The sequence below is a fragment of the Streptomyces sp. NBC_01006 genome, from assembly GCF_045162725.1.
In the GTDB taxonomy this organism is placed as follows: Bacteria; Actinomycetota; Actinomycetes; order Streptomycetales; family Streptomycetaceae; genus Streptomyces.
Genome location: NZ_CP108700.1, coordinates 4,723,833 through 4,743,185, shown reverse-complemented (window position 1 = coordinate 4,743,185; position 19,353 = coordinate 4,723,833). Strand labels below are relative to the sequence as shown.

Below are 19,353 nucleotides of genomic sequence, written 5' to 3'. Positions count from 1 at the left end.
ACCGACGAGCAGGGGTACAGGGAGGGGTGACGTCCGCATGGGCGGTGCCGACAGTGCGCGCAGGCCGTACGTCCTGCTGTCCGCCGCGATGAGCGTGGACGGGCGGCTCGACGACGCGAGCCCCGACCGGCTGTTGCTGTCCTCACCCGAGGACTTCGACCGGGTGGACGCCGTACGCGCGTCCTGTGACGCGCTGTTGGTGGGCGCGAGCACCCTACGGAAGGACGATCTGCGGCTGCTGGTGGGCGATCCGCGGCGGCGGGCCGCCCGGGTGGACCGCGGCGCGCCCGCGGATCCGCTCAAGGTCACCGTCACCGCCTCGCCCTGGCTCGATCCCGGGCTGCGGTTCTGGCACTGCGGCGGCGAGAAGGTGGTGTTCACCGTCGACGGGAGCGCCGGGCCGCTGCGCGCGGCGCTCGGCGGCCTCGCCGAGGTGGTGAGCACCGGGCCGGAGCTGGACTGGGCGCGGGTGCTCGACGTGCTCGGGCGGCGCGGTGTCGGGCGGCTGATGGTGGAGGGCGGCACGTCCGTGCACACGCAGCTGCTCGCCCTCGACCTGGCCGACGAGCTCCAGGTGGCCGTGGCTCCGCTGCTGGTGGGGCAGGAGGGCGCGCCGCGGCTGGTGGGTGGGGCGGAGTTCCCGGGCGGGCCCGCGGCCCGGATGAGACTGCTGGACGCGCGGGTGGCGGGGGATGCCGTCGTACTGCGCTACGCGCCGAAGGAGCGTGCACTGTGACACCGCTGTACCTGTCGGACGAGGAGTGGATGCGCCGGGCGATCTCTCTGTCGCGGCGGTGCCCGCCCAGCCCGGGCGCGTACTCGGTGGGCGCGGTGCTCGTGGACGGCGGCGGGACGGAGCTGTCGTACGGGTACAGCCGCGAGGGCGATCCGACGGTGCACGCGGAGGAGTCGGCGCTGGCCAAGCTCGCGCCGGACGATGCCCGGCTGCGTACGGCGACGCTCTACTCGACGCTGGAGCCGTGTTCGCAGCGGCGCTCCCGGCCGGTTCCGTGTGCGCGGCTGGTGGCCCGGGCCGGGGTGCGCCGGGTGGTCATCGCGTGGCGGGAGCCGGCGCTGTTCGTGACGGCGTGCACGGGCGTGGCCGAGCTGCGCGCGGCCGGGATCGAGGTCGTGGAGCTGGCCCGGCTGGCCGGGGCGGCCCGGCAGGTCAACGCGCATCTGTGGGCGGCGGGGCCGGGAAGTTGACGTACTCGTGCCCGCGGCGTTGTCCGCCCGGCGCGCGGCGCAAAAAGTGGGCACCGCTAGCTCGCACTCATCCGGAGGTATTTTTCAATGTCTGAGCCGCTCCGCGTCGCAGTCATCGTCGCAAGTGTCCGTGACGGCCGGTTCGGCCCGGTCATCGCGAACTGGTTCACCGGTGTCGCCCGTGAGCGGCAGAACCTTGAGATCGACGTGATCGACCTGATCGAGCACGACCTGCCGAACCGGCTGTCGCAGTCGCCGGACCTGGAGGTCCAGGCCGTGCTCTCGGGCGTTTCGCCCCGTCTGGCCGCCGCCGACGCGTTCGTCGTCGTCACCCCCGAGTACAACCACTCCTACCCCGCCTCGCTCAAGTCGCTGATCGACTGGCACACCACCGAGTGGCACGCCAAGCCGGTCGGCTTCGTCGGCTACGGCGGCCTCGCGGGCGGTATGCGCGCCGTCGAGCACCTGCGCCAGATCTTCGCCGAGACCCACTCGGTGACGGTCCGCGACACCGTCGGATTCCACGGTCCCTGGGGCCAGTTCGACGAGCAGGGCAACCTCATCGACCCGACCGAGGCGGAGGCCGCGGCCAAGACCCTCCTGGACGCGCTGGAGTGGTGGGGCACCGCGCTCAAGGACAAGAAGGCCCAGCAGCCGTACGGCAGCTGATCGCCGACCCGCCACCTCGCCCGGACCGGCCCACCCTCCCGGGGTGCACCGCAGCCCTGGAGGAACGATGAGCCTGCGCACGACCTCTCCCCAGCCCACCGCACCGCACCGGGCCGTCTTACGCGGCGGTCCGTCGCACGCGTGGTCGCGGCCATCTCCCTGCTGGGGATGCTCGTGGTGGGCCAGCTGTACGTGGCGATCCCGCTGCTGCCCGACATCGGGCGGGCCTGGGGGGTGGACCAGGCGTCGGCCACCTGGGCCACCTCCGCGTACGCGGTGACGTACGCGATCATCTCGCTGTTCAGCGGGGCGCTGGCCCGGCGGTTCGGCACCCGGGCGGTGCTGGTGGCCGGGGTGAGCGCGCTGGCGGTGGTGACCGCCTGCGTGCCGCTGGCGGACTCCTTCGGTGTGGGGCTGGCGCTGCGGGCCGGGCAGGGTCTGTTCGCCGGCGTGTACGTCCCGCTGGTGTACGCCTACCTGAACACGCACATCCCGGCTTCGAAGCTGCCGACGGCGCTCACGATCGTCTCCGCCTGCATGGCGGGGACCATCGTCGCCGGGCAGGTGGAATCGCAGCTGCTGGCCGCCGTCGTCGGCTGGCGGGGCACGTTCTGGGTGACCGCGCCGCTGCTGCTGGTGGGTGCGCAGATCCTGCGCCGGGTGCTGGCGCCGGTGGATCCGGCGCGGGCCAGGGGCGGCGCGGGCGCCGGCTCCGGCGGGGGCTCCGCCTCGCGGGCGGATCGCGGCGAGACCAGGCGGATGTGGTTGCGGCTGCTGCCGCTGTACGTCGTCGGGATCACCTGCTCCAGCACCATGACGGCCGTCTACACGAGCGTGCAGCTCTACGGTCCGGCCTCGCTGGTCGGTGACGGCCAGGCGATGCTGACGCTGCGGGCCACGGCCATTCCCGCGCTGGTGCTGGGCGTCCTGCTGTCGCCGCTGCTGGGCCGGATCCCGGCCCGGCCGCGCGGGGCAGGGGCGTTCGCCGTGGCGGCGGCGGGGATCTGCGGTGCCGGGCTGTTCGGCGGTACGGCCGCCGGGCTGGCCGGGGCGCTGTTCGTGTTCATGCTGGGCCTCGCGGCGATCGGCCCTGCCGTGGTGCAGGAGATCGGCGCGATCTCGGGCGCGGCGCACGGGGTCATGGCGACGGCCCTGTACGGGTTCACGCTCAACATCGGCGGCGGGATAGGCGCACAGATCCCGCTCGCGTTCGGCGAGGTCAGGGGCGTCGGGCTGTTCATGTCCGCCCTGCTGGGCTGCTGCGTGGTGCTGCTGGTGGTGACCGGCCGCCGCCGGCGCCGGGCCGCCCGTACCTGACTCGCGTACGCCCGCACCTGACATGCGTACGCGCGCACCTGACACACGGCCGCGCGTACGTGACGGACTAGGGCCGGCGCCCTCGGTGGGGCGCCGGGCACGGAACAGGATCAACCCAAGGCCCCGGCAGTCGAAAACCGGATACGAGCGGGGGCGGTCGAAAGGGAGTGCTTCGCGTCATGACGAACATCGCTGTCATCTACTACTCGTCCACCGGCTCCACCCACAAGCTCGCCGAGGCCGCCGCCACCGCGGCCGAGAAGGAGGGCGCGGAGGTCCGCCTGCTGCGGATCGCCGAGATCGCCCCGAACGGTGAGTCCGCGAGCCGCGACGGCGCCTCCGCCTTCCAGGACGCCACCAAGGACATCCCCGTGGTGACCCTCGCGGACCTGGAGTGGGCGGACGGCATCCTGCTCGGCACCCCGGTGCACTTCGGTCTCGCCGCCCCGCAGCTGATGCACTTCATCAACTCCACGTCGAAGCTGTCGATCGAGGGCAAGCTGCTGAACAAGGCGGTGTCCGCCTTCGCGTCCGGCTCGGCGGCCCACGGCGGGCAGGTCTCCGCGATCCTCGCCCTGCACAACGCGATCACCCACTGGGGTTCGGTCATCGTCTCCACCGGCTCCACGGACCCGGTGCTGTACAAGCCGAAGAACGGCAACCCGTACGGCGCCTCCGCCGTGGTCGGCGGCAACCCGGGCCAGGTCCCGGAGGAGAACCTGGAGGCCGCGGCCTTCCAGGCGCGCCGTACGCTCCAGGTCGCCTCCGTGATCAAGACCCTGGACGCCTGATGATCGACAACGGGCTCGCGACGGCGTACCTGGCCCGGATCGGCGCTTCGCGCCCCGCGAAGGCGGACCTGGCCGCGCTGGCCGAGCTGACCGAACGGCACGTGCTGACCGTGCCGTTCGAGAACCTCGACTACCACCTCGGCCAGGAGATCCACCTGGACGAGCGGGCCGTCGACAAGATCGTGCACCAGGGCCGCGGCGGTGCCTGCTACGAGGTGAACCCGGCCTTCGGGCTGCTGCTGGAGGCGCTCGGCTTCCAGGTGGAGATCCTCTCGGCGCGGGTCCACCGGCCGGGCGGGCTCGGCGCTCCGCTGGGCCACCTGATGCTGCGCGTGACCTTCGACGGGTCGGCGTACCTGGTGGACGTGGGCTTCCGGCGCAACGCGCGGCGGCCGCTGCTGCTGGGGACCGAGGCGGTGCAGTACGACCCGCAGGGCGCGTTCGCCTTCGGACCGGAGCAACAGGGCGAGTTCGACCTGTTCATGGACGGCGATCCGATGTACCGGGTGGACGGCCGGGCGCGTGAGCTGGGCGAGTTCCGGCCTTCGCTGTGGTGGTTCCGCACCTGCCCGGACTCACCGTTCATGCAGGACGTGTTCTGCTCGCTGCCGACGGTCGAGGGCCGGATCACGCTGAAGGGCCACACGCTGACGAAGCGGGTCCACGGTGAGTTCACCGTGGAGCAACTCGCCGACGACACCGAGGTGTTCGAGGCGTACCACAAGTACTTCGGAATGGCACTGGACCGGCTGCCCGACGAGCCGGTGCGCCCCGAGGGCTCGTCCGGCATCGCCGTCGAGTAGCCGCGGGCTCCCCACCCGCGTCCCCACCTCCCACCGGCACCGCCGGATCCCCCCACTCCCCCCACGGTGGGCGCTCCGGCTCCACCTCCGCCTCCACCTCCATCGCCTCCGCCAGGTACCTCCTTCCCCCCTCCCAGGAGTCACCATGACCACAACCGTCACGGCACCGGCCGAACTTCCCGATGCGTTCCTGCGCGCTTTCAACGCCCGCGACATGGAGGCGATCGACCGCCTCTTCGAGCCCGGGGCGGTACGCGTGCTCACCCCCGGCGAGGTCGTCACGGGCGATGGCCGGCGCGACGCGACCCGCAGCTTCATGTCACTGGGCATCCCGATGAAATTGACGGTGCGCCACTGCTACGAATACGACGACCTGGCGCTGCTGCTGTGTGACTATCTGATCAAGGGCGTCAAGCCGGACGGAACTTCCGTACTCCACGAAGGCACGGCCACGGATGTGGTGCGCCGCGGCGCGGACGGCTCCTGGCGTTATGCCATTGACAACCCGCCGGGAACCGACCGCGAAAGCGCGAAGCCCTGAATCCCACAAGACAAGAGAGATTGAAGAGCCGATGACCAACGTCGCGATCGTCTATTACTCGGCGACCGGAAACATCCACAAGCTCGCGGTGGCCGCCGCCGAGGCGGCGGAGAAGGCCGGCGCCCAGGTACGCCTGCGCCGCGTCGCCGAGATCCAGGAAGCCACCATCGCGCCCAACTTCTCCGAGTGGACCGAGGCGTTCCAGGAGCACGTCGGCGGCAGCAGCCGCGAGGTCGAGATCGCCACGCAGGACGACCTCGACTGGGCCGACGCGGTCATCTGGGGCACCCCGGGCCGCTACGGCGCCATGGCCGGCCCGCTCAAGCACTTCATCGACCAGACCTTCGAGCTGCACGCCCGCGGCGGGCTGAAGAACAAGGCCATGTCCTCGTTCACGTCCACGGGCACCCAGCACGGTGGCCAGGAGTCGACCGTCCTGTCCCTGTCGAACGTCTTCTACCACTGGGGCGCGATCATCGTGCCCCCGGGCGTCACCGACCCGATCATGGTGGCGCCGAGCAACGGCAACCCGTACGGCGTGAGCGCCACGTCCGGGCTCCAGGCCGTCCCCGGCCTGCTCGCCCAGAACGTGACCGAGGACAACCTCAAGGCGGTCGGCTACCAGACCGTCCGCACCCTCCAGGTCGCCGAGGCGCTCAAGCAGGGGCTCAAGTAGTAACACCCCCTGCAACCAGCAAGAACAGCAACGCACCGGCACCGGAAAGGCCCGTAGCGGGAGCATCCGCTACGGGCCTTTTCTCGCGCACACCGCAGTTGATTCCCGCCAATTCGATGGCTCGATTCCGTCGAGCTGACACAGTCAAACAACCGCCATTGGGCCCGGGCATTCTTGGTGAGAACTTGAACACATGCTCCGGATTCCCAAGAACAAGACGCCGCTCTACCTCGGCCTGGTGGCCGAGGAGGCTGCCGCCCAGTTCGGCGCCAACACCATCACGCTCGACCGCACCATGGACGCCCTCCCCGAGGTCGGCCAGGTCCTGACGGTCGCCCAATTCGCCGACCTGATCGCCGAGATGGCAAACCGCCTGTGGGCCAGTGGTATCCGGCCCAGCGAACACGTCGTCATCCACAAGACCAACAACTTCGACATCACTCTCTTCGCGTGCGCCACGGCCCGTATCGGCGCCGTCCCGGTGATGCTCTCCGCGCACCTCGACGGGGAGACCATCAACGCGCTGCTGCAGCGGCTGCCCGCACCGACGCTGCTGACGGACGCCGCGAAGCTCACGGGCTCGCTGGCCGCCTCGCCGCTCGCCGAGCTCACCGCGCGGGTCATCTCGGTCACCGAGCCGGTCGAGGGCGCGATCTCGCTCTCCGACCTGGCCGGCGCCCCCGAGCGCACGCCGGTGACGCTGCACCCCGACTCGCACGCGATCATGACCCACACCTCGGGCACCACCGGCATCCCCAAGCTGGTCGTGCACTCGGCCCGTTCGATCGGTGCCCGCTACCGCTGGCAGAACATCCCCGTCAGCCTGCTGCGCCAGCGCGAGCCGATCCTGATGCACGTCTCCTACGTCCACTCGCGGATGTACCCGGGCATCGCGGCCATGATGCTGGCCAACAAGCCGATGGTCTTCCTGGACGACGCCGAGCCGGCGAAGGTCGCGGACGCGATGGTCAAGTACCGTCCGGGCGTCTTCGAGACGCACCCGAACTCCTTCCTGGAGTGCGAGTCGATCCTCGACGACCCGCGCAAGCCGTTCAAGACGGTCCGCTTCTACAACTCCACCTTCGACGCCATCCACCCGGGCACGATGGACAAGTTCCTGCGGGCCTCGGAGCGCAAGAACCCCGTCTTCCTCCAGGTGTACGGCCAGAGCGAGTGCGGCCCGCTGGTCGCCCGCCCGTACACCCGCAAGACCGTCATGCAGGCCGACGGCCGCTGCCAGGGCTACTCCACGCCGGGCATCACCAAGTACCGCCTGGTGTCCCGCAACGGCAAGCCCGTCTCCCACGACAACCCCGGCTACATCGACGTCCAGACCGCCGGCCGCGCCCTGACCTACTACGGCGAGGCCGAGCGCTTCGAGAAGCAGCTCGACGGCGAGTGGTGGCGCGGCGGCGACATCGGCTACCGCACCAAGTGGGGCTGCCTGCACCTGCTGGACCGCGAGGTCGACCAGATCCCGACGATCCACTCGACCCTGGAGGTCGAGGACACCGTCCTGCACCGGCTGCCCGAGCTGACCGAGCTCATCATCGTGCCGGGCCCCGAGAAGGAGCCCGTGCCGGTCGTCTGCACCAAGGACGACGCGCCGCTGGACCTCGGCCGCTGGAAGCGCGCCATCGCCGACCAGTCCACGATGGCCGACCCCATCCAGATGAAGCTCGGCGAGCTGCCGCGCACGGCCACCGCCAAGATCAAGCGCCTCGAACTGGCCCGTCGGCTCGCCGACCAGGTGACCCACGACCTGGCCTCCTGAGCAACGCGCCCCGGACTCCACCACACACCACCGCACACCGAGCACGGCCCACCAACCCCCGACCCGCTACCCCGGGAGCTGTTTCACCATGTCAACCACCCAGAACCAGGAAGGCCGGCGCAAGCACCTCGGTCTCACCCTGGCGCTGCTCGCCTTCGCCCAGCTGATCATCTCCATCGACTACAACATCGTTTACGTGGCCCTGCCCGACATCGGCAGCGGCCTCGGCTTCTCCGCCCAGACCCTCCAGTGGGTCGTCAGCGCCTACGCCGTCGCCTTCGGCGGATTCCTGCTCCTCGGCGGCCGCGCCTGCGACCTGTTCGGCCCGCGCCGCATGTTCGTCCTCGGCCTCGCCCTCTACGCCGGCTCCTCCCTGCTCGGCGGCCTCGCCGGCAGCCCCGAGGTGCTGATCGCCGCCCGCGCGATCCAGGGCATCGGCGGCGCCTTCCTCTTCCCGGCGACCCTGACCCTGGTCTCCACCAGCTTCGCCGAAGGCAAGGAGCGCAACCGCGCCTTCGCCGTCTGGGGCACCGCCGGTGGCAGTGGCATGATCGTCGGCTCGCTGCTCGGCGGCGTGCTCACCCAGTCCCTCGGCTGGGAGTCCGTCTTCTACGTCAACGTGCCGCTGGCCGGCATCGCCGCGCTGCTCGCCTTCCCGCTGATCAAGCCGGACGCCGCCCGCAACACGAGCCGCAGCTTCGACCTGCTGGGCGCCCTGACCTCCACCGTCGGCATCACCGCGATCGTCTTCGCCCTGGTCCAGGGCCCCGAGTCCGGCTGGGCCTCCTCGGTCGTCCTCAGCGCCCTCGCCATCGGCGTGGTCCTGCTCATCGCCTTCTTCGTCATCGAGAAGAAGTCCTCCGACCCGCTGCTGCCGCTGTCGCTCTTCAAGAACCGCAACCTCACCACCGCGGTGGGCGTGACCTTCTTCTACATGGCCACCTTCGGCACCCTGCTGTACTTCCTCACCGTCTACTTCCAGGGCGTCCACGGCTACAGCCCGCTGGAGACCGGCGTCGCCTTCCTCGTCCCGATGGTCGCCATCGCCATCGGCGCCCAGACGGCCGGTGGCCTCGCCACCAAGCACGGCATCCGCGCCATCATGGTCGGCGCCATGGTCATCGGTGTCATCGGCACCGCGATCGTCGGCGTCACCATGGCCACCGACGCCTCGTACTGGGCCCTCGTCCCCGGCCTGATCGTCATGGGCCTCGGCCAGGGCGCCGGCTACACCCTGATGTTCGGTGCCGCCGCCATCGGCGTCGCCCCCGAGGAGCAGGGCATCGCCTCCGGTGTCGCCTCCACCACCCAGCAGATCGGTGGCGCCGTCGGCCTCGCCGTCCTGGTCGCCATCGCCAACTCCGGCCTGGAGGGCCAGACGGGTGAGGCGCTCCGCGCCGCCACCACCGACGGCATCCAGAAGGCGGTCTTCATCGCCGCGGCCGGCATCGTGATCACCGGCCTGATCGCCCTGGGCCTGAAGAAGCCCGAGCAGCAGGTGCAGACCGCGCCCGCCGCCGAGCGCGAGTCACAGACCGCCGGTGTCTGATCCGGCAGCCTGACGCACCGCACGGCGAAAGCCCCTACCCGGCCGGGTGGGGGCTCTCGCCGTGCGCCGTTGCGCCGTGCCCGGTACGGACCACGGAAACGGCCGCTGGGGGGTGTCCCGGATCCGGGACACCCCCCAGCGGCACGGGTGGGGCTGGGGCTATACGGAGGCCAGCAAGGCCTCGGCGGAGTCGGGGAGTTCACGACCCAGCAGGGATCGCAGCCGCGGGTAGGCGGCCGCGTCGCCGGCGAGGATCCCGCCGAGCAGGCTGTCCCCCGCCGAGTCGAGGACGAGCTTGGCGTACACCTCCCCGCCCGCGGATTCCCGTACGAATTCCAGCGCGCCCGGGGTCTGCGCGTGGGCGTCGCCGAAGGAGGCAACGTCCACGCCCATCAGCTTGAGCTTGGTGGACATGTCGGCGCCCGGGAAGCGGGCCGGGCCCTCGCCGAGCAGCTGCGCGGCGACCGCCTCCGCCATCCGGTAGCCCGGGGCCACCAGACCGTAGCAGCGGCCCTCGACGGCCGCGCACTCTCCGACGGCCCAGACGTACGGGTCCGGGGTGCGGCAGTGGTCGTCGACGAGGAAGCCGCCGCGCTCGCCGCGCGGCAGGTCCGCGGGGCCGGCCAGGGAGTCCTGGGGCCGCACCCCGGCGGAGAAGACGACGAGGCCGGTCTCGATCGACGTACCGTCCGCGAAGACCAGGCGGGCCACCCGTCCGTCGGCGCCCGCCTCGATGCGGCTGGTCGCCACGCCCAGGTGGGTGGTGACGCCGAGCCCGGTGACGAGCCGGTCGAGGACGCGGCCGCCGCCCTCGTCGACCTGGACGGGCATCAGCCGCGGCGCCATCTCCACGACGTGCGGGGCGAGTCCCAGCAGGCGCAGGCCGTTGGCGGCCTCCAGCCCGAGGAGGCCGCCGCCGATCACCACGCCGGTGGTGGTGCGGGCGGCGGCCTCACGGATGGCGTCGAGGTCGTCGAGGGTGCGGTAGACGCAGACGCCGGGCAGTTCGCGGCCGGGGACGGGCGGGACGAAGGGCACCGATCCGGTGGCCAGGACGAGTGCGTCGTAGGGGACGCGGCCGCCGTCTTCGAGGGTGACGGTGCGCAGTTCGCGGTCAAGGCCGACGGCCCTGGTGGAGGTGTGGAACTCCACCAGGGCGTCGTCGAACAGGGCCGGCTTCACCAGGCTCAGCTGGGCCGGGGTCTTGTCGTCGAGGGCGGACGAGAGCCTGACCCGGTCGTAGGCGGGGTGTCTGTCCTCTCCGAGGACCACCACCCGCCAGGTTCCGTGCCGGTCGCGGGAGCGGAGCTCCTCGACCAGGCGGTGGCCGGTCATGCCGTGTCCGATGACGACGAGGGTGCGGGTGGTCATGCGTGGTGTCCTTCGCGGGGTGGGGGCCGCCGCGCCGGGTCAACTGCCGGTCGCGGCAGCGCTGGTGGAGGCCAGGGCGGTGCAGATGGACTCCACCTGGCGGGTGCAGCCACCGCAGCCGGTGGTCGCGCGGGTGGCGTCCGCGAGCTCGGCGAGCTCGTGCGCTCCGGCGTGCCAGGCCTGGGTGAGGTCCTGATGGGTGACGTTGTTGCACAGGCAGACGACGGTTTCTGGCGTGATCTCGGCGGAGCCGGTCATGGCCAGGCGGGGTGCGCGGCCCAGGAGCAGGCTGAGCCGGTCGCGCGGGACGGGCGCGTCGTGGACATACAGCTCGGTCGTGGTGGCGATGGCCCGGTCGAAGCCGAGGAGGACCCCGGCGGTGATGCGTTCGCCGGTCAGCTCCAGGCGCGCGTAGCGGCCGTTCGCCGGGTCGTTGAGGGTGATCGTCTCGTCGCAGGGGGCGCTGCCGGGGATGCCGAGGACCACGAGGCCGGGGCCTGCGATACGGGGCCGCAGGACACGGCGGGCGGGGGCCACGCCGCGGGCGCCGGAGGCGAGGTGGCGGGCCAGGGCCTCGGCCTGGGCCCAGCCGGAGGCCAGGGATCCGCCGCGGCTGCCGCGGTGTTCGGCGCAGTCGCCGATGGCGTGGATCAGCGGGTCGTCGGTGCGCATGCAGTCGTCGACGAGGATGCCGGTGCGGACGGCCAGTCCGGCGGTGCGGGCCAGGCCGGTCTCGGGCAGGACGCCGGTGCACAGCAGCAGGGTGTCGGCGGGCAGGGCGGCGCCGTCGGCGAGGGTGAGGGCGCCGGGGGCATGGGCGGTGGCGGGGGTGTAGGAGGCGGCGGGGCTGCCGGCGACGAGTTCGACGCCGGCGGCGGTGAGCCGGTCGCGTACGAGGCCACCCGCGGCCGCGTCCAGGAGGTGGTCCATCGGCCAGGGGCCGGGGTGGACGAGGGTGACGGGACGGTTCTTGAGGGCCAGCGCGAACGCGGCTTCGACGCCCAGGGATCCGGCGCCCAGGATGGTCACGGGGGCCCGGGCGGCCACCACGGCCGGGGCGGTGAGCCGGGCGCAGTCGGCGAGGGTGCGCAGGACGGCGACCCCGGCGGCCGGGCTCCCGTCGGGGGTGCGCAGGCCGGGCAGGTCGGGGAGGCGCGGGGTGGCGCCGGTGGCCAGGATCAGCCGGGCGTACGGGAAGACGTCCCCGTCCGCGGTGTGCACGCGGCGGCGGACCCGGTCGACGCGGACGGCGCAGACGCCGGTCCGGATCGTGGTGTCGCCGGGCGGCGGGGGCAGTTCCATCGCCTCGGTCGGCAGGCTGCCGTCGAGGGCGGAGGTGAGCAGGGCCCGGTGGTAGGCCGGGGTGTCCTCGGCGCCGAGGACGGTGACGGGGTCCTCGCAGCCGAAGTGGCGCAGCCGGTCGAGGATCTGGTGGGCGGCCGGGCCGTTGCCGATGACGAGGAGCGGCGCGGTGGGGTGCGTGGTCATGGGCGGGCGTCCTGGAGGAGTGCGGGGCCGTGGCCGGGGGCGGTGGCGAGCACGGTGCCGTCGCCGTCGTCCTCGATGCCGTCCTCTTCGAAGCCCCTCTCGGCGTCCGTCTCGGGGAATTCGAGGTCCGCCGGTTCGATCCGGACCGCGCACACCTTGAACTCGGGCATGCGGCTGCGCGGGTCGAGGGCGTCGTTGGTGAGCAGGTTGGCCCGCCCGGCGCCCGGGAAGTGGAACGGCAGGAAGACGGTGTCGGCGCGCAGGGTGGGATCCAGGCGGACCCGGGCGAGCGTGGTGCCGCGCGCGGAGCTGACCCGGGCGTGGCCGCCTTCGGTCAGGCCGGCCCGGGCGGCCGTGTCGGGATGCACCTCGACGTGCACCTCGGGGGCGGCGGCGGTCAGCTGCGGCACCCGGCGGGTCTGCGCACCGGACTGGTACTGGGCCAGGACCCGGCCCGTGGTGGCGTACAGCGGGTGCTCGGCGTGCGCCTCCTCGGCGGGCGGGCGGTGCTCCACCTCGGCGAAGCGGGCCCGGCCGTCGGGGTGGGCGAACCGGTCGAGGAAGAGCCGGGGGGTGCCGGGGTGGGCGGCTTCGCCGTCGGCGGTGCGCGGGCAGGGCCAGTGCAGGGTCTCGCCCGCGTCGAGGCGTTCGTAGTCGATCCCCGAGTAGTCGGCGGGCCCGCCCCGGGAGGCGCGGCCCAACTCATCGAAGACGGCCCGGGGTTCGGCCGGGTAGCGCTCGGGGAGGTCGCCCAGCCGGGTGGCGAGGGCGCGCAGTACGGCGAGGTCGGAGCGGGCCCCGGGCGGCGGGTCGAGCAGCCGGCGCCGGCGCAGGATGCGGCCTTCGAGGTTGGTCAGGGTGCCTTCCTCCTCGGCCCACTGGGTGACGGGCAGCACCACGTCGGCCATGCGCGCGGTCTCCGAGGGTACGAAGTCGGCGACGACGAGCAGGTCCAGGGAGGCCAGGCGCTCGGCGACGCGGTCGGCGCGCGGGGCGGAGACCACCGGGTTGGCGCCGAAGACGAGCAGGGCGCGCGGGCCGGTGTCGGTGCCGAGGGCGCTGAGGAGTTCGTAGGCGCTGCGGCCCGGGCCCGGGAGGGTCTCGGGGTCGACGCCCCAGACCTCCGCCACGTGCGCGCGGGCCGCCGGGTCGGTGATCATCCGGTAGCCGGGGAGCTGGTCGGCCTTCTGGCCGTGCTCGCGGCCGCCCTGGCCGTTGCCCTGGCCGGTGAGGCAGCCGTAGCCGCCGCCTTCGCGGCCGGGCAGGCCCAGGGCGAGCGCGATGTTGATGAAGGCGGCGACGGTGTCGGTGCCCTTGCTGTGCTGTTCGGCGCCGCGTCCGGTGAGGACGTACGCGCGGTCGGCGGCGGCGAGCATCCGCACGGCCTCGCGCTGGTCGCTGACGGGTACGCCGGTGACCTTCTCCACGCGCTCGGGCCACCACGACGCGGCGCGTTTCCACGCGGCTTCGAAGCCGGTGGTGCGCTGGTCGACGTAGGCCCGGTCGGTGTGTCCGTCGACGACGAGGATGTGCATCAGGCCGAGGGCGAGGGCCAGGTCGGTGCCGGGGCGCGGCTGGAGGTGCAGGGCCGCGCGGGCGGCGGTGGGGGTGCGGCGGGGGTCGATGACGATCAGCCGGGCGGCGGTGAGGTGGCGCATCAGCGGGGGCATCGTCTCGGCGGGGTTGGCCCCGGCGAGCAGGATCGTGTCGGCGGCCGCGAGGTCGGTGACGGGGAAGGGCAGTCCGCGGTCCAGGCCGAAGGCGGCGTTCCCGGCGGCGGCCGCCGAGGACATGCAGAAGCGGCCGTTGTAGTCGATCTGGCTGGTGCCGAGGGCGAGGCGGGCGAACTTGCCGAGGAGGTACGCCTTTTCGTTGGTGAGACCGCCGCCGCCGAACACGCCGACGGCGTCGGGTCCGTGTTGGGCGCGGATCCGGGTGAGGGCGGCGGCCACGGTGTCGAGGGCGGTGTCCCAGTCGGTGGGGCGCAGGGTCCCGCCGGGGTCCCGGACCATCGGGGTCCGGATCCGGTCGGGGGTGGTGAGCAGGGTGGGGGCGGTCCAGCCCTTCTGGCACAGGCCGCCGCCGTTGACGGGGAACTCCGGGTCGGGCCGTACCTCGGCTCCGCCCGCCGGGTCGGCGCGGCTCAGCAGGGTGCCGCATTGCAGGGCGCAGTACGGGCAGTGGGTCCGTACGGTCCCGGCGTCGGCGTCGGCCTCGCCGTCGGACGGGGTCCGGTCAGACATGGACGTTCTCCGGGCGGGTGGCGGCGGCCGCCGGCGCCGTCTGCTGCTGCGGGGCCGGGGCGCCGGCCCGCTCGCGGCGTACGTACACCGCCCAGGTCACGGCGGCGCATACGGCGTAGTAGCCGAGGAAGGACAGGAAGGCGGGGGCGCCGTTGCTCGCGCCGCCGCTGTAGGCGCCGCGGAAGGCGAGGTTGATGGCGACTCCGCCGAGCGCGCCGATCGCCCCCGAGATGCCGATGGCGGCCCCCGACAGGCGGCGGGCGGTGGCGAAGGCCCGGGTGGCGTCCTGGCCTTCCACGATGCGGGCCTCGGCCTGGCGGGTGAAGGCCGCGGGGATCAGCTTGTAGGTGGAGCCGTTGCCGATGCCGCTGAGGACGAACAGGGCGGTGAATCCGGCGATGAAGATCGTCAGGGAGTCGCGGTCCGAGGCGAGGAGCAGCACCCCGGTGCCCGCGCCCATGCCGGCGAAGGTGATGAGGGTGATGCGGGCGCCGCCGAACCGGTCGGCGAGCCAGCCGCCGAGGGGGCGGGAGAAGGAGCCGAGCAGCGGGCCGAGGAAGGTGTACGAGGCCGCCTGGAGCGGGGTGGAGCCGAACTGGGTCTGCAAGACCAGCCCGAAGGCGAAGCCGTAGCCGATGAACGAGCCGAAGGTGCCGATGTAGAGGAGCGAGATGAGCCAGGTGTCGCGCTGGGCGAGGGCCTCGCGCTGGGCGCCCGGGTCGGTCCGTACGGTCGCGATGTTGTCCATCTTCAGCGCGCAGACGAGGGAGACGAGCACGATGAGCGGCAGGTAGCAGGCGGCGATGTACGCCGGGTGGGTGTCGCCCGCGGTGGAGATGACGAGCAGGCCCAGCAGCTGGACGGCGGCGACGCCGAGGTTGCCGCCGCCCGCGTTGAGGCCGAGGGCCCAGCCCTGGTGGCGGCGCGGGAAGAAGCCGGTGATGTTGGTCATCGAGGAGGCGAAGTTGCCGCCGCCGACCCCGCCGAGGGCGCTGATCAGCAGGAACACCCACAGCGGGGTGCCGGGGCGCTGGATGAACCACACGGTGAGCAGGGCCGGCACCAGCAGGATCGCCGAGGCGAAGACGGTCCAGTTGCGGCCGCCGAACCGGGTGACGGCGTAGCTGTACGAGGGGCGCAGGAGGGCGCCGACGAGCGTGGGGGTGACGACGAGGAGGAACTTCTCGTCGGGCGCGAAGCCGAGGCCGATCCGGGGCGTCATGAACAGCACCAGGACCGACCACATGCTCCAGATGGAGAAGCCGATGTGCTCGGAGACGACGGACAGGTAGAGGTTGCGCAGGGCGATGCGCTTGCCGCCCCGCTCCCAGTACTGCTCGTCCTCGGCGTCCCAGTCCTCGATCCAGCGCCCCTTGGCCGATCGCGTGGCTGCTCTCGCGGCACTCATGACCTGGTTTCTCCCTTGTCTGTCAGACGGTTGGTCCGGGGGGTGGGGACTGCGGCGGGGCCGACTGCGGCTTCCGCGGTACGTCGGCCAGGGCGCGGTCGACGAGGGCGCCGGCGGCGCCGCTGTACCCGGCCGGGTCGCACAGCTGCGCGATGTGGTCCGCGCCGAGTCCGTGCCCGGCCTCGGACATCCCGGTGAGCACGGCGCCCAGGGGCTGCCCGCTCCCGGCGGCGGCGGCCGAGGCCTCGGTCAGCAGCTGCTTCGCGGCGGCCTTGCCCAGGCGGGGGGCGAGGCGGGCCGCGATGCGCTCGGAGACCACCTGGCCGCCGGTGAGGTCGAGGTTCTCCCGCATCCGGCCGGGCCGGACCTCCAGCCCCTCGGCGAGTTCGACCGCGGTGTGGGCGGCGCCGCCGGCCAGCCGCAGGCACTCGCGCAGCAGTTGCCACTCGGCGTGCCAGACGCCGGCGGCGCGCTCGTCCTCGGTGACCAGGCACTGGGTCAGTCCGGCGGCGATCACCGGGACCTGGAGGGCCGCCGATCGGATCAGCGTGGCGAGCACCGGGTTGCGCTTGTGCGGCATGGCGGAGGAGCTGCCGCGGCCGGCGGCGGCGGGTTCGGCGACCTCGCCCACCTCGGTCCGGGTCAGCGCCTGCACGTCGACCGCGATCTTGCCGAGGGCGCCGGCGGTGAAGGCCAGCGCGGCGGCGAGATCGGCGAGCGGGGTGCGCAGCGCGTGCCAGGGCAGCACCGGGCGGGCGAGTCCGGTCTCGGCGGCGAAGGCGTCGACGAGCCGGTCGAGGTAGGGGTGGGCGGTGTCGGCCGCCACGTCGGGGCGGTCGATGTCGGCGTACTCCAGGTAGCCGGCGAGGGTGCCGGCGGCCCCGCCGAGCGAGACCGGCAGGCCCTCGTCCAGGACGCGGGCGAGGCGGGCGTCGGCGCCCTGGACGAGGGCGCGCCAGCCGGCGGCCTTGAGTCCGAAGGTGGTGGGGACGGCGTGCAGGGCCAGGGTGCGGCCCGCCATCAGGGTGTCGCGGTGGGTGTGCGCGAGGCCCGCCAGGGCCTGCGCGGTCCGGGCGAGGTCCGCCCGGATCAGGCGCAGGGCCCTGGCGGCCACCAGCATGGCGCCGGTGTCGAAGATGTCCTGGCTGGTGGAGCCCCGGTGGACGAAGTCCGCGGCGTGCGGGTCGATGCCGCGGACCACGGCGGTGAGGGCCTGGACCAGGCCCACCACCGGGTTCGCGGTCTCCCGCGAGGCGAGCGCGAGGGCCCTCAGGTCGAACCGCTCGGCCCGGGCGGCCTCGGTGATGGTGGCCGCGGCGGCCCTCGGAAGGGTGCCGAGACTCGCCTGGGCCCGGGCCAGGGCGGCCTCGGCATCGAGCATGGCCTGGAGCCACGCCCGGTCGCCGACGGCCGCCTCGACCGCGGTGCCGGCCCGCACCGGGGACAGCAGGCCGGCGTCCACGAGAAGGCCCTCGCCGGTCATACGATCACACCGGGCAGGGTGTCGCCGGCCGACTCGTCGGCCACCGCCCGGATCCCGGCCGGGAGGCTCGCGAGCGGCGGCAGGGCCAGGACGGCGCGGGCGATCGCGTCGGAGTCGCCGAGCGTCACCGAGTCCACCCCGGGCCGGATGCCGGCCGCCGTGACCCAGTGCACGGACTCGGTCGGCACCCCGTAGGCGAAGCGGCGCGCGTGGGCGGTGCCGCGGGCGTCGATGAGCCGGTACGGGCGCTCGGTGACCGCGAGGCCACCGGTCTGGTAGCCGCCCTGCTCGCCCGAGATGACGTACGGCTTGGCCTGGTCGGTGTCCAGCAGGTGCTGGAGCAGCGGGTCGGAGGTGCGCCGCAGGTCGGGCTCGGGCAGCCGGGACTCGATGAGCACCTGCGCCTTGACCTGCGGGCCGGGCACGGACGTGGACGCGGCCACGTACGTCTGCGTGTCGGTGTCGATGCGGACCTGGGTGCCGGGGCCGGTGATCGTCAGGACGCCGGCCTCGATGAGGGCGATCATCTCCTCGATGCGGGTGGCCGGCGGGCCGATGGAGAGGAAACCGTTGAGCGGGGTGTACCAGCCCTCCAGGTCGTCGCGGTGCGAGTCCCCGTCGAGACCGCCGTGGTCGACGGCGAGCCGGACCTCGTTGCGCAGGTCGCGCAGGACGTCCAGGGCCGATTTGATCGGGCCGCTCAGGTTGCCCTGCCGGGCGGCGACGACGTCGGCCGCGAGGTACTGCACCAGCCAGCTCTGGAAGGCGTCGCGGTCGGCGAACTGCGTGTCGCCGTACGGGACGGAGAGCTTCTCCCAGCTCCAGTGCTGCTCCTCGGGGATGCCGTACTCGGCGAGCAGCCAGCCGCGGGCCTCGGCGTCCTCGGTCTCCAGGTAGCGCTCGGTGAACGCCTCGCGCTCCTCCGGCTGGCCGTTGGCGGCGAGCAGGGCGCCGTAGTAGACGCTCTCGACCTCAAGGGAGATGAAGGGCCACAGGTCTTCCTTGAAGGTGACCCGGCCGCCGGCGGCGGCGCGCTCGCGCAGGGCGCGCACGTAGTCCGGGGTCAGCAGCTTGGGGTAGTAACGGCCGTACGCGCCCTTCTCGTTGTCGCCGCGGGCGTGGTACGGGATGCCGCGCCGGGAGAAGGCGTACAGCCGGGGCTCCTGCCCGGACGGCTGGTAGCCGAGCTTGCCGTCCTCGTCGCGGACGAAGGTGCCGCCGCGGCCGTGGCTGAACAGCGCCATGTAGTCGAAGAAGTTCAGGCCCAGGCCGCGGATGAGCACCGTCTGGCCGGGCTTGATCTGCGCGAGGTCCTTGTCGGCGGGGTTGCCCGGCGTCAGGTAGGTCAGGTAGTGGATGCGCGCCAGGGAGGCGGTGCGCGCCTCGCGCGGGGTCAGGCGGGCCGGGACGTGGCCCTGGGCCAGGATGATGGCGTCGAGGTCGTTCAGGCGGGTGCCGTCCTGCAGCCGGACGCCCTGCGGGCCGCCGGGGATGCCCAGGGTGTCGGCGACGGCCACGGCGCGGGAGCGGTGGACGTGGACGGTGACGTGCTTGGGGGCGCCGACGATGACGCGCTGGAAGCACTCGCTGAGGTAGTTGCCGTAGAAGGCGCGGGTGGGGTACGTGTCCGGGCCCATGGCCGCGGCCTCGGCGAGTGTCCCCTCGTCGTAGTCCCCGAACTGGCCCAGCACGGAGAGGGACTTGGCCCACTCGTACAGGCTGGGGCCGGGCTCGATCGGGCCGTCGATCTTGCAGCTGTCGTCGGTGTAGACGGTGATCTGGCAAGCGACGGTGTTCATCAGCAGGTGGCGGGACTGGCCGGAGCGCCAGACCTGGCCGGCGCCGGGCGCGGCCGGGTCCACGACGTGGATGGCGACCGAGTCGTGGACGGGGTTCTCCCGCTCGTTGGCGACCAGGCGCTCGACGACGGACAGGCCGCGGGGGCCGGCGCCGACGACGGCTATCTCTACGGACGAGCTGCTCATGCGTTTTCTCCGATGCTGTGGGGATGCAGGGTGGGAGCCGGGTCTGCGC

At 72.9% G+C, this 19,353-nt stretch carries 16 protein-coding genes; 10 read left to right on the top strand and 6 right to left on the bottom strand.

What is annotated here, in order from left to right; genetic code table 11:
* Positions 1-37 precede the first annotated feature (37 nt).
* The 10 genes from OG509_RS21670 (at position 38) to OG509_RS21625 (ending at position 9,326) form a co-directional block, all read left to right on the top strand.
* A complete protein-coding gene (locus OG509_RS21670) occupies positions 38-736 on the top strand; it encodes a RibD family protein (RefSeq protein WP_406184107.1) in 699 nt (232 codons plus the stop codon).
* Positions 733-1,206: a deaminase gene (locus OG509_RS21665; protein ID WP_406184106.1), complete on the top strand. Its 474-nt coding sequence runs from the start codon at positions 733-735 to the stop codon at positions 1,204-1,206. Before OG509_RS21670 ends, OG509_RS21665 begins: the two co-directional genes overlap by 4 nt.
* Before the next feature lie 87 nt (positions 1,207-1,293).
* Positions 1,294-1,875 (top strand): NADPH-dependent FMN reductase, encoded by a 582-nt coding sequence (locus OG509_RS21660; protein WP_099890082.1) that lies wholly within the window; start codon positions 1,294-1,296, stop codon positions 1,873-1,875.
* Between the two features lie 141 nt (positions 1,876-2,016).
* Positions 2,017-3,192, top strand: coding sequence for an MFS transporter (locus OG509_RS21655; protein ID WP_406184104.1), 1,176 nt, complete (start codon positions 2,017-2,019; stop codon positions 3,190-3,192).
* 179 nt (positions 3,193-3,371) lie between these two features.
* The gene (locus OG509_RS21650; protein WP_385585676.1) at positions 3,372-3,983 is read left to right on the top strand and encodes an NAD(P)H-dependent oxidoreductase; all 612 of its coding nucleotides are present in this window, start codon (positions 3,372-3,374) and stop codon (positions 3,981-3,983) included.
* The gene (locus OG509_RS21645) at positions 3,983-4,786 is read left to right on the top strand and encodes an arylamine N-acetyltransferase (RefSeq protein ID WP_406184103.1); all 804 of its coding nucleotides are present in this window, start codon (positions 3,983-3,985) and stop codon (positions 4,784-4,786) included. The genes OG509_RS21650 and OG509_RS21645 overlap by 1 nt, the downstream gene beginning before the upstream one ends.
* A 145-nt stretch (positions 4,787-4,931) precedes the next feature.
* Positions 4,932-5,327 (top strand): YybH family protein, encoded by a 396-nt coding sequence (locus OG509_RS21640; RefSeq protein WP_406184102.1) that lies wholly within the window; start codon positions 4,932-4,934, stop codon positions 5,325-5,327.
* Between the two features lie 31 nt (positions 5,328-5,358).
* Complete coding sequence (locus tag OG509_RS21635) at positions 5,359-6,003, top strand: NAD(P)H-dependent oxidoreductase (RefSeq protein ID WP_385585667.1); 645 nt, start codon at positions 5,359-5,361, stop codon at positions 6,001-6,003.
* 193 nt (positions 6,004-6,196) lie between these two features.
* Positions 6,197-7,777, top strand: coding sequence for an AMP-binding protein (locus OG509_RS21630; protein ID WP_406184101.1), 1,581 nt, complete (start codon positions 6,197-6,199; stop codon positions 7,775-7,777).
* A gap of 88 nt (positions 7,778-7,865) precedes the next feature.
* Positions 7,866-9,326 carry an MFS transporter gene (locus OG509_RS21625; RefSeq protein ID WP_406184100.1) on the top strand — a complete coding sequence of 487 codons (1,461 nt, stop codon included), beginning with the start codon at positions 7,866-7,868 and terminating at the stop codon, positions 9,324-9,326.
* Between the two features lie 159 nt (positions 9,327-9,485).
* On the opposite strand, the gene OG509_RS21620 is transcribed toward OG509_RS21625, so the two are convergent.
* From OG509_RS21620 to OG509_RS21595, 6 genes are read right to left on the bottom strand one after another with little or no spacing between them, the layout of a single operon-like run.
* Positions 9,486-10,697 (bottom strand): NAD(P)/FAD-dependent oxidoreductase, encoded by a 1,212-nt coding sequence (locus OG509_RS21620; RefSeq protein WP_406184098.1) that lies wholly within the window; start codon positions 10,695-10,697, stop codon positions 9,486-9,488.
* Positions 10,698-10,736: 39 nt separating this feature from the next.
* The gene (locus OG509_RS21615; RefSeq protein WP_406184097.1) at positions 10,737-12,185 is read right to left on the bottom strand and encodes an FAD-dependent oxidoreductase; all 1,449 of its coding nucleotides are present in this window, start codon (positions 12,183-12,185) and stop codon (positions 10,737-10,739) included.
* A complete protein-coding gene (locus OG509_RS21610) occupies positions 12,182-14,428 on the bottom strand; it encodes a molybdopterin oxidoreductase family protein (RefSeq protein ID WP_406184095.1) in 2,247 nt (748 codons plus the stop codon). Before OG509_RS21610 ends, OG509_RS21615 begins: the two co-directional genes overlap by 4 nt.
* Positions 14,421-15,836: an MFS transporter gene (locus tag OG509_RS21605; protein WP_406184093.1), complete on the bottom strand. Its 1,416-nt coding sequence runs from the start codon at positions 15,834-15,836 to the stop codon at positions 14,421-14,423. Before OG509_RS21605 ends, OG509_RS21610 begins: the two co-directional genes overlap by 8 nt.
* Positions 15,837-15,858: 22 nt before the next feature.
* Complete coding sequence (locus OG509_RS21600; RefSeq protein ID WP_406184092.1) at positions 15,859-17,319, bottom strand: lyase family protein; 1,461 nt, start codon at positions 17,317-17,319, stop codon at positions 15,859-15,861.
* Positions 17,316-19,304, bottom strand: a complete 1,989-nt coding sequence (locus OG509_RS21595; protein WP_406184091.1) for an FAD/NAD(P)-binding protein — start codon at positions 19,302-19,304, stop codon at positions 17,316-17,318. Before OG509_RS21595 ends, OG509_RS21600 begins: the two co-directional genes overlap by 4 nt.
* Between the last annotated feature and the right edge of the window lie 49 nt (positions 19,305-19,353).